The organism is Pseudomonas sp. TH43 (assembly GCF_016650635.1).
Taxonomy (GTDB): domain Bacteria; phylum Pseudomonadota; class Gammaproteobacteria; order Pseudomonadales; family Pseudomonadaceae; genus Aquipseudomonas.
This window is the reverse complement of sequence record NZ_JAEKFI010000003.1, coordinates 997945-1013121: the sequence shown is the minus strand read 5'-3', so window position 1 is coordinate 1013121 and position 15177 is coordinate 997945. Positions and strand designations below refer to the sequence as shown.

15 protein-coding genes are annotated in these 15177 nt (G+C 59.3%); 12 read left to right on the top strand and 3 right to left on the bottom strand.

The annotated features are described in order from the left end of the window. The first annotated feature begins 96 nt into the window (after nt 1–96). From prfB to JFT81_RS14260, 7 genes are all read left to right on the top strand, one after another. A protein-coding gene (prfB, locus tag JFT81_RS14290) for a peptide chain release factor 2 (protein ID WP_102358477.1) occupies nt 97–1192 on the top strand; the annotation gives its coding sequence in 2 pieces (ribosomal slippage) (nt 97–168 and nt 170–1192; 1095 coding nt in all). Nucleotides 1193–1303: 111 nt separating this feature from the next. After that, entirely contained in the window at nt 1304–2806 is a 1503-nt protein-coding gene (gene lysS / locus JFT81_RS14285) for a lysine--tRNA ligase (RefSeq protein ID WP_201227801.1), read from the top strand. A 103-nt stretch (nt 2807–2909) separates the two neighbouring features. Next, the gene (locus JFT81_RS14280; protein ID WP_201227800.1) at nt 2910–3623 is read left to right on the top strand and encodes a TetR family transcriptional regulator; all 714 of its coding nucleotides are present in this window, start codon (nt 2910–2912) and stop codon (nt 3621–3623) included. Nucleotides 3624–3754: 131 nt separating this feature from the next. Next, complete coding sequence (locus tag JFT81_RS14275; RefSeq protein WP_201227799.1) at nt 3755–4309, top strand: hypothetical protein; 555 nt, start codon at nt 3755–3757, stop codon at nt 4307–4309. Nucleotides 4310–4369: 60 nt separating this feature from the next. Then, nucleotides 4370–5620 (top strand): flavohemoglobin expression-modulating QEGLA motif protein, encoded by a 1251-nt coding sequence (locus JFT81_RS14270; protein ID WP_201228097.1) that lies wholly within the window; start codon nt 4370–4372, stop codon nt 5618–5620. A gap of 151 nt (nt 5621–5771) precedes the next feature. Continuing rightward, the gene (locus JFT81_RS14265; protein WP_201227798.1) at nt 5772–6677 is read left to right on the top strand and encodes an alpha/beta hydrolase; all 906 of its coding nucleotides are present in this window, start codon (nt 5772–5774) and stop codon (nt 6675–6677) included. Next, nucleotides 6674–7003 (top strand): hypothetical protein, encoded by a 330-nt coding sequence (locus JFT81_RS14260; RefSeq protein WP_016983545.1) that lies wholly within the window; start codon nt 6674–6676, stop codon nt 7001–7003. Before JFT81_RS14265 ends, JFT81_RS14260 begins: the two co-directional genes overlap by 4 nt. Nucleotides 7004–7236: 233 nt before the next feature. On the opposite strand, the gene JFT81_RS14255 is transcribed toward JFT81_RS14260, so the two are convergent. The 3 genes from JFT81_RS14255 to JFT81_RS14245 all read right to left on the bottom strand — a co-directional run bounded on the left by JFT81_RS14255 (nt 7237) and on the right by JFT81_RS14245 (nt 9207). After that, entirely contained in the window at nt 7237–8025 is a 789-nt protein-coding gene (locus tag JFT81_RS14255; RefSeq protein WP_201227797.1) for an OmpA family protein, read from the bottom strand. 54 nt (nt 8026–8079) lie between these two features. After that, nucleotides 8080–8484: a DUF4398 domain-containing protein gene (locus JFT81_RS14250; RefSeq protein ID WP_201227796.1), complete on the bottom strand. Its 405-nt coding sequence runs from the start codon at nt 8482–8484 to the stop codon at nt 8080–8082. Between the two features lie 378 nt (nt 8485–8862). Then, entirely contained in the window at nt 8863–9207 is a 345-nt protein-coding gene (locus JFT81_RS14245; protein ID WP_201227795.1) for a pilin assembly protein, read from the bottom strand. A 214-nt stretch (nt 9208–9421) separates the two neighbouring features. Here JFT81_RS14245 and ppc point away from each other — a divergent pair, with 214 nt between their 5' ends. The 5 genes from ppc (at nt 9422) to JFT81_RS14220 (ending at nt 15172) form a co-directional block, all read left to right on the top strand. Further along, on the top strand, nt 9422–12052 hold the full coding sequence (ppc, locus tag JFT81_RS14240) for a phosphoenolpyruvate carboxylase (protein ID WP_201227794.1): 2631 nt from the start codon (nt 9422–9424) through the stop codon (nt 12050–12052). 301 nt (nt 12053–12353) lie between these two features. Then, entirely contained in the window at nt 12354–13001 is a 648-nt protein-coding gene (gene adk, locus JFT81_RS14235; protein ID WP_134176932.1) for an adenylate kinase, read from the top strand. 93 nt (nt 13002–13094) lie between these two features. Beyond that, nucleotides 13095–13769 (top strand): tRNA (adenosine(37)-N6)-threonylcarbamoyltransferase complex dimerization subunit type 1 TsaB, encoded by a 675-nt coding sequence (gene tsaB / locus JFT81_RS14230; RefSeq protein WP_201227793.1) that lies wholly within the window; start codon nt 13095–13097, stop codon nt 13767–13769. Nucleotides 13770–14003: 234 nt separating this feature from the next. Further along, on the top strand, nt 14004–14312 hold the full coding sequence (locus JFT81_RS14225; RefSeq protein WP_201227792.1) for a hypothetical protein: 309 nt from the start codon (nt 14004–14006) through the stop codon (nt 14310–14312). Next, nucleotides 14312–15172 carry a DUF72 domain-containing protein gene (locus JFT81_RS14220; protein ID WP_201227791.1) on the top strand — a complete coding sequence of 287 codons (861 nt, stop codon included), beginning with the start codon at nt 14312–14314 and terminating at the stop codon, nt 15170–15172. The genes JFT81_RS14225 and JFT81_RS14220 overlap by 1 nt, the downstream gene beginning before the upstream one ends. The last annotated feature ends 5 nt before the right edge of the window (nt 15173–15177 follow it).

Here is a 15177-nt window from a genome sequence, read left to right as displayed (position 1 = left end):
TTAATGATCCCCGGAGCCGCCAGACGGGCTGCCGTGACAGCTTGATTACGTTATACTCGCCGGCTTTCAAAAGTTCGCCAACGAGTGCTGCCCGTCATGGAAATCAATCCGATCCTGAACACCATCAAGGACCTGTCCGAGCGCTCCGAAACTATTCGGGGGTATCTTTGACTACGATCAAAAGCATGAGCGTCTGACCGAAGTCAATCGCGAGCTTGAAGATCCGAGTGTCTGGAACAAACCTGAATACGCCCAGGAACTGGGCCGTGAGCGCTCGGCGCTGGCACAGATCGTCGACACCCTCGACGAACTGAACGCCGGTCTGGCCGATTGCCGCGACCTGCTGGACATGGCCGTCGAAGAAAACGACGAAGGCGCAGTGGGCGATGTCGTCGCCGAGCTGGCCCGTCTCGAGGAAAATCTGGCCAAGCTGGAATTCCGCCGCATGTTCAGCCATGAAATGGACCCGAACAACGCCTACCTGGACATCCAGGCCGGTTCCGGCGGCACCGAAGCCCAGGACTGGGCCAACATCCTGCTGCGCATGTACCTGCGCTGGGCTGACAAACGCGGTTTCGACGCGACCATCATGGAACTGTCGGCCGGTGAAGTCGCCGGGATCAAAGGTGCGACCGTGCACATCAAGGGCGAATACGCCTTTGGCTGGCTGCGCACCGAGATCGGCGTGCACCGTCTGGTGCGCAAGAGCCCGTTCGACTCCGGCAACCGTCGCCACACTTCGTTCTCCGCGGTTTTCGTCTCGCCAGAGATCGATGACAAGGTGGAAATCGAAATCAACCCGGCAGACCTGCGGATCGACACCTATCGTTCCTCCGGTGCCGGTGGTCAGCACGTAAACACCACCGACTCGGCCGTACGTATTACTCACGTACCGACCAACACCGTGGTCAGCTGCCAGAACGAACGTTCCCAGCACGCCAACAAGGACACCGCCATGAAAATGCTGCGGGCCAAGTTGTACGAGCAGGAAATGCAGAAACGCAACGCCGCGTCGCAAGCGCTGGAAGACACCAAGTCCGACATCGGCTGGGGCCACCAGATCCGCTCGTACGTGCTCGATGCGTCGCGGATCAAGGATCTGCGCACCAACATCGAACGCAGCGACTGCGACAAGGTACTCGACGGCGACATCGACGAATACCTGTATGCCAGCCTGAAATCAGGGCTGTAAGGCCTGCTCTGCAGTGGTCGCGGTGACACGCGACCCTGTAGGAGCAAGGCTTGCCCGCGAACCCCGGCGCCACGCCGGGGGTAACGAACCTGTGATGGAATATCTAAAGACATGAGCGACCAACAACTCGACCCGCAAGCCCTGCAACAGGAAGAAAACTCCCTGATCGCCTTGCGCAAGGAAAAGCTGGCTGCCGAGCGCGCCAAGGGCAATGCCTTCCCGAACGACTTCCGCCGCGACAACTACTGCGATGCTCTGCAGAAACAGTACGCGGACAAGACCAAGGAAGAGCTGGCAGAGGCTGCAATCCCGGTCAAGGTTGCCGGTCGCATCATGCTCAACCGTGGCTCGTTCATGGTGATTCAGGACATGACCGGTCGCATTCAGGTCTACGTCAACCGTAAAACCCTGTCTGAAGAAACCCTGGCCGCCGTTAAAACCTGGGACATGGGCGACATCATTGCCGCCGAAGGTACTCTGGCGCGTTCCGGCAAGGGCGACCTGTACGTTGAAATGACCAGCGTGCGTCTGCTGACCAAATCGCTGCGTCCGCTGCCAGACAAGCACCACGGCCTGACCGACACCGAACAGCGCTACCGTCAGCGCTACGTTGACCTGATCGTCAACGAAGACGTGCGCCAGACCTTCCGCGTGCGTTCGCAAGTCATTGCGCATATCCGCAGCTTCCTGATGCAGCGCGACTTCCTCGAAGTCGAAACGCCGATGTTGCAGACCATTCCTGGCGGCGCTGCGGCCAAGCCGTTTGAAACCCATCACAACGCGCTGGACATGGAAATGTTCCTGCGTATCGCGCCTGAGCTGTATCTGAAGCGTCTGGTGGTCGGTGGTTTTGAAAAGGTTTTCGAGATCAACCGCAACTTCCGTAACGAAGGCGTTTCGACTCGTCACAACCCTGAGTTCACCATGTTGGAGTTCTACCAGGCGTACGCCGACTACGAAGACAACATGGACCTGACCGAAGAACTGTTCCGTGAACTGGCGCAGCTGGTGCTGGGCAGCACCGACGTGCCTTACGGCGACAAGGTGTTCCACTTCGGCGAACCGTTCGTGCGTCTGTCGGTGTTCGACTCGATTCTCAAGTATAACCCTGAGCTGACCGCCGATGATCTGAACGACATCGACAAGGCTCGCGCCATCGCCAAGAAGGCCGGCGCCAAGGTGCTGGGCTTTGAAGGTCTGGGCAAACTGCAGGTGATGATTTTCGAGGAACTGGTCGAGCACAAGCTGGAGCAGCCGCACTTCATTACACAGTACCCGTTCGAAGTGTCGCCGCTGGCGCGCCGCAACGATGACAACCCGAACGTCACTGACCGTTTCGAGCTGTTCATCGGCGGCCGTGAAATCGCCAACGCCTACTCCGAGTTGAACGACGCGGAAGACCAGGCCGAGCGCTTCATGGCTCAGGTCGCGGACAAGGACGCGGGCGACGACGAAGCCATGCACTACGACGCCGACTTCGTTCGCGCGCTGGAGTACGGCATGCCGCCAACGGCCGGTGAAGGGATCGGCATCGACCGTCTGGTGATGTTGCTGACCAACTCGCCGTCGATCCGCGATGTGATCCTGTTCCCGCATATGCGACCGCAAGCGTAAACGTTTCAGTTAAAAAGCCGCCTAAAACAGGCGGCTTTTTATTGCCTGTCTGGTACAAATGTATCAATTGGTTACTTTTGATTGCAGAGGAAGTTCTGTCGTGATGGGTGCAATAGCTCAAGAAGGTGCAGCGGGTATCGCCACTGCGGTCGCTGAAAGCGTTCAGTACCAGGGCCGCAAGGCCAGCCGACAGGGCAGTGAGCAGCGTCGACAGGACATTCTCGACGCGGCGATGCGCATTGTCGTGCGTGATGGCGTGCGTGCTGTGCGCCATCGTGCAGTGGCTGCCGAGGCCGGTGTGCCGCTGTCGGCCACCACGTATTACTTCAAGGACATCGATGACCTGCTCACCGATACCTTCGCTCAGTACGTCGAGCGCAGCGCCGAATACATGGCCAAGTTGTGGGTCAACAACGAAGGTCTGCTGCGCGAGATGGTGGTCAGCGGTGACGGCAGCCCCGAGTCGCGCTCTCAGCTGGCTGACGACATTGCGCGGTTGATGGCCGACTATGTTCATCGGCAGTTGATTAACCGTCGCGAGCACTTGATGGCCGAGCAGGCTTTCCGTCAGGAGGCACTGCTCAACCCGCGTCTGGCAATTCTGGTGCGCTCGCACCAGCAGATTCTGTTGCAGGGTACCTGCCAGTTATTTCAGGTGCTGGGCTCGCGCGAACCGCAGCAGGATGCCAAGGTGTTGACGGCGATTATCGGACGGATGGAATATCAGGGCCTGCTCAACGACGCCGAGCCATTGGCCGAACAAGACATGCTCGGCATTCTGACTCGATACATGCACCTGGTGCTCGCGTCCGTTTGACGCCGATCCCCCTGAAGGAGCTGCCGAAGGCTGCGATCTTTTGATCTTGCTTTCAGAGATCAGGATTAAAAGATCGCAGCCTTCGGCAGCTCCTACAGGGGAAAGTGTTTCAGGTTCATAGGGAGTATTGAATGAAAGCCTGGCGTGGCGTGCTGATCGCCTTGTCGTTCCTGCTGCTCAGTGGCTGTCTGGTGACTTTCAAGGAGCCGCTGCCCGCCAGTGAGCCGGCGCCCAAAGGCTTGCTCGGCAAATGGTCGAGCACCAATGCCTGGGGCGAACCAATGAACCTTGAGCTGAGCCGGCTTGGCAACGACCGTTATCAGGCCGTCACGTACTTCAAGGCCAAGCCTCAGGAGCGCGAAGCGTATCCCTTCACCGTGTCGCGCCACGGCAGTCGCTGGTATCTGTCGGCGAAAGTCCCGGCGCGCTATGGCGGCCACTTCACCATCGCCGGGTTCGAGCTCACCGATAAACACGAATTGGTCGTCTACAACCTCGATCTGGAACAGATCAATCAAGCGATCAAGCAAAAAGCCCTGGACGGTCAGGCCTTCCAGACTGACGATGGCGACGGCGTTGAGGTCGACAGCCAGCTCGACAAGGTCTTTGCCTACCTCGACGATCCGGCCAATTCCGATGTATTCGTCGAAGCCGCGCGCTACCAGCGTCAGGCCCGCGCCAAATAATTCAGTGCGTCACGTTTTCTACAGGAGTTTCGGGTGGACGATTACCAGCAGACGATACGCATGTTGTCCGACCGCATTGTGCTGGCGCAGACGCCGATCCGTGTGCTCGACGCGGTCAAGTGGGACGAGAACATCCGCAAGGGCTTTCTCAAGGCCAAAGGCAAGGAAATGCCGGCAGTGGATCGCGACTACTACCTCAATCGCCCACTGAGTTTCGATTCAAGCAAGGTCAAACTGGAATTCCAGAACATCGAGCGCGACATCACCCGTCAGCTCGGCCAGTTCAACCCGGTCGGGCAGATCATGCGGCGCATGTGCAAGGAATACCGCATGGTCGTGCGCATGCTCGAAGCGCGCGGCACCGAGGATTTCGGCCTGATCTCGCAAGAACTGTACGGCGCTGCGTCCGACGCGTTTCACGCCGGTGATCCGACCCTGGCCGACCTCGGCCTGATGATGTCCGACTACCTGAACAACATCGACGGTCGAGGCGACTTGAAGGATGAGCCGAAAACCCTCACCGCCAAAGACGCCGTGCATCTGCTGCAAACCCGCCTGAACAAGGTGTTCGGCGAGGCCGAGGAAACCATCCGCGTATTCGAGTCCGACGGCATCGTTGCCGACGCGGCGGCGGGTGCTGACTACATCAAGATCCGCACCGACGCGATGTTCAACGACCGCGACGTGCGCGCACTGGAAGTTCATGAGGGGCTGGTGCACGTTGGCACCACGCTCAACGGTTTGAACCAGCCGATCTGCACCTTTCTCTCCAAAGGCCCGCCGTCGTCGACGGTGACCCAGGAAGGTCTGGCGATCCTCATGGAAATCATTACCTTCGCCTCCTATCCGAGTCGCCTGCGCAAACTGACCAACCGCACTCGCGCCATTCATATGGTAGAGGAGGGCGCCGACTTCCTGCAGGTGTTCGAGTTCTTCCGCGAGCAGGGCTTTGAGATGGCGGAAAGCTACGGCAACGCCAGCCGGGTTTTCCGTGGATCGACGCCGACGGGGCTGCCATTTACCAAAGACTTGTCCTATCTCAAGGGCTTTATCATGGTTTACAACTACATTCAGTTGGCTGTGCGTAAGGGCAAACTTGAGCAGATCCCGCTGTTGTTCTGCGGCAAGACCACTCTGGAAGACATGCGCACGTTGCGTCAGTTGGTGGATGAAGGGCTGGTGGTGCCGCCGAAATATCTGCCGGATCAGTTCCGCGATTTGAATGCGTTGTCGGCGTGGATGTGCTTCTCCAACTTCCTCAATCACCTGAGCCTGGACCGGATCGAAGCGGATTACTCCAACATCCTTTAGATCACAATAAATCCCCTGTAGGAGTGAGCCTGCTCGCGATAGCGGTGTGTCAATCAACATGTATATCGACTGACACACCGCTATCGCGAGCAGGCTCACTCCTACAGGTTTGTTCTGAATTCCAACCTGAATTTTTGCGAGGTTTCACCGGATGAGAATCCTCGGCATCTTCTGCCTGCTCCTGACCCTCGGCGGTTGCAGTTCTCTATTGTTCTATCCCGAGCCGGGTCAGACCTTCACCCCGGAAAAGGCCAAACTCGAATACCGTACCGTCACCCTGGTCACGGCTGATGGCCTGAAGCTCAACGCCTGGTGGCTGCCGGCCAAACCCGGCGTTGAGGTCAAAGGCACAGTACTGCACCTGCACGGTAACGGCGGCAATCTGCCAATGCACCTCGGTGGCAGTTGGTGGTTGCCGAAAAACGGCTATCAAGTGCTGCTGGTGGACTATCGCGGTTACGGCTTGTCCGAGGGCGAGCCGAGCTTGCCGGCGATTTATCAGGACATCGACGCCGCGTTCGCCTGGCTCGACAAGGCGCCCGAGGTCAAGGGCAAGCCGTTGGTGCTGCTCGGTCAGAGCCTTGGCGGTTCGATGGCGGTGCATTGGCTGGTGCAGCATCCCGAACGGCAGAAACAGCTGAAAGCGCTGGTGCTCGACGGCGTCCCCGCCAGCTACCGCAGCGTCGGTCAATACGCGCTGAGCACCTCATGGCTGACCTGGCCATTTCAGGTGCCGCTGTCGTGGCTGGTGCCGGATGGCGACAGCGCAATCAACTCGATGCCACAGCTCAACGGCGTGCCAAAACTGATCTTCCACAGCATCGACGATCCGCTGGTGCCGCTTTCCAACGGCATCCGCTTGTATCAAGCTGCGCCGCCACCGCGTGTGTTGCAATTGACCCGTGGCGGCCACGTGCAGACTTTTGGCGATCCGGTGTGGCGCCAGGTAATGCTGCGCTATCTCGACGATCCCGAGCACTTCAACGGCCTGCGCCGGCTCGGCGAAATCCCCAATTACCCGACACCTCCGAATTCTGAAGATGAGAGTCCGCAATGAGTGAAGAACGTAACGCCATCCCGCTGATCATTACCGGTATCTGCAGCATCCTCGGCACCGTCGGGGCGCTGTGGTACTACGGTTATCTGCACTTCGCCAAACCCGAGGATGCGTTGCTGCTCAACGAATTCACCATGCTCAAAACCGTGCCGGGCGAGGACTACAAAGTCTCGCTGGACCCGGCGCCGCAAGTGGCGCAGTGCATCGATGGCGTGCTGGTGTTGTTCGACACCGAACAGAAAGGCCTGACCGGCGTGCTGATCAACGCACAGAAAAAAGCCGTGCGCTGCATGGGCGAAGAGACCCCGCAGAAGCTGCAAGAGTGATTCTGCAGGTTCAGCCCTCACCCTAACCCTCTCCCAGAGGGAGAGGGGACTGACCGAGGTGTGTTTCGAGTTACGCCGATCTGATCCACCGAGTCGAACACAAATTCTGAAAGCACCACAAATCGGCTCCCTCTCCCTCGGGAGAGGGCTGGGGTGAGGGGCCGCGATTTCAGCCCCACAAAAAAGCCCCGCCTGATCAAATCAGGCGGGGCTTTTGCGTTACAGCAGGGCGCTTAGTTCGAGCTGACAGCCGAACGTGGCATCACTGGCTGGTTGTCGTTGGAAATGGTCACTTCCACACGACGGTTCATTGCACGGCCGGAAACGCTGCCATTATCGGCAACCGGGTATTCCTTGCCATAACCCTGAACCACGATGCGCGATGGATCGACACCCATCTTGATCAATGCAACCTGTACCGAGGTCGCACGACGCTCGGACAGCGACTGGTTGTAGTTGGCCGCGCCAGTGCTGTCGGTGTAACCCTCGACGATCACTTTGCGATCAGGGTTTTCCTGAAGGAACTGCGCCAGTTTGTTGATGTTGACCAGACCGCTGGATTTCAGGTCAGCCTTGTTGGTGGCGAACAGTACGTCACCAAAAGTCACCAGCGTACCGCGATCGGTCTGCTTGGCGTTCAGGCTGCTTTGCAGCTGTTTGATCTGCTGATCACGGGCATCCAGACGTGCCTGGGCACGTTGGGCTGCAGCGTTCTTCAGGTTGTTTTCAGCGGTGCGCAGGGCGATGGTCTGCTTGGCCACTTCCACGCGCTGGTTGGTCAGGTACGCCAGTTGGTCAACCTTGGACGCGTCTTGCTTGTCCAGGTAAGCCTTGTCGGCTTTGTCCAGATAATCGCTGGCGTCTTTGGTTTCCAGCGCGGCGACTTTGCTCGCCTGCGGGTTGGCTTGCAGGCCGGCGTAGTTGGTGCGTGCCTGTTCCAGATTCGGGTTAGGCGGAGTGGAGCAGGCAGCCAGGGCAACGCTTGCGGCCAGGAGAGCGGGGATCATCAGTTGCTTACGCATAATTTGTCGTCCTTTCTATCGATAAAGTTTCAGCTTTGCGGTCGGGATGCGCGCTTACTGCACTGGGCGCTGACTTTCCTGACGCAGTTCCTGAACACCTTTCTGGGAATCCTTCACAGCCAGTTCGGCCTTGGCTGCCTGAGCCTTGCGTTCCGCTACACGAGCGTCCCATTCAGCTTGCTCGGACAGGCGGCGGGCGTCGTCATACTTCTTGTCGTGCATGGCGATTTCGGCTTGTTTCAGTTTGTCCTGCGCTTGCTTCATCTCAACCGCGGCAAACTCGGTACCGCCAGCGCTGACGGCGCTGTTCACGGCCGATTGAGTCACGGCGTATTGCTCGGTCGGTGGGTTGCCGGCACAACCGGCCAGTACGAAGCTGGTGCCGATGGCCAGAGCCGCCAGTTTCAGACCGCGCAGGTGGGAGAACGAGGTTTGGTTTTTCATGGTCTTCAACTCCATTAGGCATCTCCTAAGAACATCTAAATCCATCCTGGTCGAGGAGCCGCAAGCGTCGTGTGAAAGCGCGTTTTTGAAACGCTCGTTCCAGGCGTGGTTACAGCTTCCGACCGGAGGGATTTTTCAAAAGTTCAGAAAAGATGGCCTATCGCCAAATTTTTTTTTGACTGAATGGACAAGGCTCTAAGGCGGGAACTTTGGCAGGATAAAGCGGTACGCGCGGGTGTTTCCAATATCGAAAATACGTCGATTTTAAGGCAGAAATACAATCAATGTGGGAGCGAGCCTGCTCGCGAATGCGGTGTGCCAGTCACCATCAATGTCGACTGATATACCGCTTTCGCGAGCAGGCTCGCTCCCACAGTTTTGGACTAGGTTGTGTCAGTGTTTTTGCTTGCCGGCAGCAGCCGAAAGGTCCTGCAAATGCCGTCGCGACAACGCCAGAAACCTTGGCGTAGGCCCAACGTCTTCATACAACGGATCACCTTCCTCATCGGTCGCCACCACGGTCGAGCCCTTCACATACGGCAGGCTCGCTTCGAATTCCTCAAGCGCAGCGCCGATCAACTCGCCGAGCAATTCTTCGGCATGCCGTTTCGGGTACATTTCGGCAATCGCCGCCAGGCGCGCAGCGGCCTCGACGTCCAGATGAATCGTGTAGCCAGTGTCGGTCAGGCGACCTTTGGCGTTTTCTTCCCAATGCTGGGCGAGTTCACGGATTTTCATGATGACCTCATGTCGCACCTGCGGGTGGCAGGCTTGGGTGAGTGTCCGCCGGGGCCGGCGGCAAGCCGTTGTACGGCTTACTGTTGAGACTAGCTTTCGGCCACAAGGTTTAAAGTCCCTTCGTCGCCTGCTTGTAAGAAGCGTTCTGGAACGGCACTCTCTAGCCCACGCACTTGTTTCCAAAGCCGTCCGGATTACTGCTGGAGAACTGCTGATGACCGATATTGATGCACGCTTGCGCGAAGACGTTCACCTGCTCGGAGAGCTGTTGGGCAACACCATTCGAGACCAGTACGGCGAGGCCTTTCTCGACAAGATCGAGCAGATCCGCAAGGGCGCCAAGGCTGATCGCCGCGGCTCGATGGACGCTGAACTGAGCGCCAGCCTCAATCAATTGAGCGAAGACGAATTGCTCCCGGTGGCGCGGGCGTTCAACCAGTTTCTCAATCTGGCGAACATCGCCGAGCAGTATCAGCTGATTCATCGTCGCGAAGAGTCGCAGCCCGCACCGTTCGAGTCCCGCGTATTGCCTGAATTGCTTGCACGTCTGCGCAACGAAGGCCACAGCGCCGAGTCGCTGGCCCGGCAACTGGCGCGGCTGGAAATCGAATTGGTACTGACCGCGCACCCGACCGAAGTGGCGCGGCGCACGCTGATCCAGAAGTACGACGCAATTGCCGCGCAACTCGCCGCTCAGGATCATCGCGATCTGACCTCGGCCGAGCGCGAACAGATTCAAAACACCCTACAAAGATTGATCGCTGAAGCCTGGCACACCGAAGAAATTCGCCGTACTCGGCCGACGCCCGTTGACGAGGCCAAATGGGGTTTCGCGGTCATCGAACACTCGCTGTGGCAAGCGATTCCCAACCATATGCGCAAGGCCGACAAGGCCTTGTTTGAAGCGACCGGCCTGCGTCTGCCATTGGAAGCGGCGCCGATCCGCTTCGCGTCGTGGATGGGCGGCGACCGTGACGGTAACCCCAACGTTACCGCGGCAGTGACCCGCGAAGTGTTGCTGTTGGCGCGCTGGATGGCGGCTGATCTGTATCTGCGCGATGTCGATCACCTCGCTGCCGAACTGTCGATGCAACAAGCCAGCGATGCCCTGAAAGCCAAGGCTGGCGACAGCGCGGAACCCTATCGGGCGGTACTCAAACAATTGCGCGAACGCCTGCGTGCGACGCGTAACTGGGCGCATGCCTCGCTGACGGCGAATACCCCGGCACCGGCTGATGTATTGCACAACAATCGTGATTTGCTCGATCCGCTGGAGCTGTGTTTCAACTCGCTGCACGAATGCGGCATGGGCGTGATTGCTGACGGCCCGTTGCTCGATTGCCTGCGCCGGGCGGTGACCTTCGGCCTGTTCCTGGTGCGCCTCGACGTGCGCCAGGATTCGTCGCGGCACACTTCGGCGATGACTGAAATCACCGATTACCTCGGCCTCGGTCGTTATGAAGATTGGGACGAAGAGCAGCGCATCACCTTCCTGACGCAAGAACTGAATAATCGTCGGCCGTTGCTGCCAGCGCATTTCAAGCCGTCCGCCGATACTGCTGAAGTGCTCAATACCTGCAAGGAAATCGCCGCCGCACCGGGCGCTTCGCTCGGCTCCTATGTGATCTCCATGGCCGGCGCCGCTTCCGACGTCCTCGCCGTGCAGTTGCTGCTCAAAGAGTCCGGCGTGCTGCGGCCGATGCGTGTGGTGCCGCTGTTCGAAACCCTCGCTGACCTGGACAATGCCGGGCCGGTGATGGAGCGTCTGTTGCTGCTGCCGGGTTATCGCGCGCGCCTGCAAGGCCCGCAGGAAGTGATGATCGGTTATTCCGACTCGGCCAAGGATGCTGGCACCACCGCAGCGGCCTGGGCCCAATACCGTGCGCAGGAACGGCTGGTGGAAATCTGCCGCGAGCAACAAGTCGAATTGCTGCTTTTTCACGGTCGCGGTGGCACCGTGGGCCGTGGCGGTGGCCCGGCGCACGCGGCGATTCTGTCGCAGCCACCGGGGTCGGTGGCGGGGCGTTTCCGCACCACTGAGCAGGGGGAAATGATTCGGTTCAAATTCGGTCTGCCGGACATCGCCGAGCAAAACCTCAATCTGTATCTGGCCGCGGTGCTCGAAGCGACACTGCTGCCCCCGCCGCCGCCAACCCCCGAATGGCGTCATCTGATGGACGAATTGGCGGCCGACGGTGTCAGCGCTTATCGCCAGGTCGTGCGCGAGAATCCGCAATTCGTCGAGTATTTCCGTCAGTCCACACCCGAGCAGGAGTTGGGGCGCTTGCCGCTCGGCAGTCGTCCGGCCAAACGTCGAGCGGGCGGCATTGAAAGCCTGCGGGCGATCCCATGGATCTTCGGCTGGACGCAAACGCGGCTGATGCTGCCGGCCTGGCTTGGCTGGGAATCGGCGTTGAGCAAAGCGCTGGAGCGCGGCGAGGGCGAATTGCTCGGACAGATGCGCGAGCAATGGCCGTTCTTCCGCACGCGCATCGACATGCTCGAAATGGTCCTGGCCAAGGCTGACGCCGACATTGCGCTGTCCTACGATCAGCGTCTGGTCGAGCCGGACTTGCTGCCGTTGGGCGCGCAGTTACGCGACCTATTGTCGCAGGCGTGCGCGGTGGTACTCGGCCTGACCGGCCAGTCGCAGCTGCTGGCACATAGCCCGGACACCCTTGAATTCATCCGTTTGCGCAACACCTACCTCGACCCGCTGCATCTATTGCAGGCCGAGTTGCTGGCGCGTTCGCGGCAGCAGGAAGTCGAGCAGGGCAGTCCGGTGGAACAAGCGTTGCTGGTGTCTGTGGCGGGGATTGCCGCCGGTTTGCGCAATACCGGCTAAGGTTTTTGCCGTGGCGTGCGGCACCTGGAGTAAACGCCGGATGCCGCTTTGTCTGAACGCTGCAAGTGCGGTCAGGCGACAGTTAATGATGGGGTTGCGACTTGGGTTACCGCGTCGCAAGGTCGCGGTGGGCTTCGGTTTCTCCGACTTTTGGCGTCTTGTGTGGGCGCAGCCTGCTGTGTATCTTGATCAGCCTTTGGCCGTTTGTGCGGCCACGACCCGTATTTTTCAGGATTCGTCCCAAGAGGCGAATCCTTTGTTTTGTAAAAGCTTTTTATAAAAAAATTGAGGAGCACATCTAATGCGCGTCATTCTGCTGGGAGCTCCCGGGGCCGGTAAAGGTACTCAGGCTAAGTTCATCACCGAAAAATTCGGCATTCCACAAATCTCCACCGGCGACATGCTGCGCGCAGCGGTCAAGGCCGGCACTCCGCTGGGCGTTCAAGCCAAGAGCATCATGGATGCCGGCGGCCTGGTGTCGGATGACCTGATCATCGCCCTGGTTCAGGATCGTATTGCTCAGCCTGACTGCGCCAACGGCTTCCTGTTCGACGGCTTCCCGCGCACCATTCCGCAGGCTGAAGCTCTGGTCACTGCCGGCGTCGAGCTGGATGCAGTGGTTGAAATCGCGGTTGAAGACGAAGAAATCGTTCAGCGCATCGCCGGTCGTCGTGTTCACGAAGCCAGCGGCCGCGTTTACCACATCGTCTACAACCCGCCGAAAATTGCTGGCAAAGACGACATCACCGGCGAAGAGCTGGTACAGCGCAAGGACGACACTGAAGAAACCGTGCGTCATCGCCTGTCGGTCTACCACTCGCAGACCAAGCCGCTGGTGGATTTCTACCAGAAGCTTTCGGCTGCCAACGGCAAGCCGAAGTACAGCCACATCGAAGGCGTTGGTTCGGTTGATGCGATCACCACCAAGGTGCTGGCAGCGCTGAGCTGAAAAGTCTGACTGGCTGCATCATCCACGGCCCGCTTGCGGGCCGTAGTTGTTTATACTGACGCACTTTTCCCCACCCCTGTTTTGGAAACATCGATGAGCACCTTGCTGGCCCTGGACACCGCGACTGAAGCTTGCTCCGTTGCCTTGCTGCATGACGGCAAGGTCACGAGTCATTACGAGGTGATCCCGCGCCTGCACGCGCAGAAGCTGCTGCCGATGATTCAGCAATTGCTCGCCGACGCCGGCACGACCTTGCAAGCGGTCGATGCGATTGCGTTCGGTCGTGGGCCGGGTGCATTTACCGGTGTGCGGATCGCTATCGGTGTGGTGCAAGGGCTGGCGTTCGCGCTGGACCGTCCGGTGTTGCCGGTGTCCAACCTTGCGGTGCTGGCGCAACGTGCGTTGCGTGAGCATGGCGTGAGCCAGGTCGCGGCGGCCATCGATGCGCGCATGGATGAAGTGTATTGGGGTTGCTACCGCGAGACGGCGGGGGAGATGCGCTTGGTCGGCGCCGAAGCGGTGTTGCCGCCGGAAGTCGCGGCGCTGCCGGTTGATGCCAGTGGCGAGTGGTTCGGTGCTGGGACAGGCTGGGGTTATGCCGAGCGCATCGCGGTCAATCTGAGCGGCTCCGACGCCGGCATGCTGCCTCACGCCGAAGACCTGCTGACGCTGGCGCGTTTTGCCTGGGAGCGCGGCGAGTCGGTCCCGGCCGACGACGCACAACCGGTTTACCTGCGCGACAAAGTGGCCACCCCCAAGGCTCGTTGATTCACTCGATACCGAGTTGGCCCTTTCGCGAGCAGGCTCGCTCCCACAGGTACTGCGCCGTCCTTGTGGGAGCGAGCCTGCTCGCGAAAAGATTTCTGCAGACGACGCCAATCGTCAGTTTCCAACCCCGCGCTTTAAACCTTTTGCGCTTTATGTGTTCTAGTTATCACTCGGCAGTTTGCTAAGTCGGTCAAGTGCCGCTAAATTGCCATCATCGATACCGAGCATGAAATTATGCGTATAGACGGCCTTTCCTCTCAGTCCTACCCCATCAAGCGCAAGCCTCGCAAAGGCAATGTGGCGCTGGATGAATCCGTCGACGATATCGACGGCGAGCTGGAATTCCCGAGCGAAGAGCAACTGGCCGCCCGTGCTGCCAAAGCTTCTGCGCAACGCCTGAGCAATCTGCCTGCCCGTCAGCAAGACATGATCTACCACCGTGCGATGAAAAAGAGCGTAGCCATGGCCCTCGCCAGCTACCTGAGCACTGCCGGTTTTGTCGATTGGGATGCGGACGTGCTGGGCCTCGATCTGTATATCTGATGGATCTGCCTTACTACCTCGGTTGCCCGTCCTGGAGTGAAAACGCCTGGCGCGAGTATCTGTATCCGCAAGACGCGAAAACCTCCGAATTCCTCGGCCTCTATTGTCAGGTGTTCAACGCTGTCGAAGGCAACACGACCTTCTATGCCAGCCCGTCGCCCGCCACCGTGCAGCGTTGGGCCGAGGTCATGCCTCAACACTTCCGCTTCACCGCCAAATTCCCCGGTGACATCAGCCACAGCGGTGACTTGCGCGAGCAACTGACCGCTGCCGAAACCTTCCTGCAGCTACTCAAGCCCCTCGGTGAGCGCGTGTCGCCGCTGTGGCTGCAATTGTCGAAAAGCTTTACGCCGCATCGGCTGCCGGAGCTGGCGGCGTTCATCGATGCGCTGGACTGCCCGCTGGCGGTGGAGGTGCGCCACGAACAGTTCTTCGCCAAGGGTGAAAGCGAACGCTTGCTCAATCGCTTGCTGCTCGACCGTGGCGTCGAGCGCATCTGCCTTGATCCGCGTGCACTGTTCAGTTGCCTGTCGACCGAGTCTTCGGTGATCCACGCACAATCGAAAAAGCCTCGGGTGCCGACGCGTCCGGCGGCGTTCACGCAATTCCCGCAGGTACGTTTCATCGGCCATCCCGAGCTTGAGGCCAACGACACATTCCTCGTGCCGTGGGTGGCGAAAATCGCCGAGTGGATCGAAGAGGGGCGCACGCCGTACATCTTCCTGCACACCGCCGATAACCTGTTGGCGGCGAAACTGGCGCAACGTTTTCACGCGCAACTGATGCAACGTTTGCCTGGCTTGCCATCGCTGCCTGAGCTATACAGAGAACCCGCCGCCGAGCAGCTTGACCTGCTCTGAGGCGC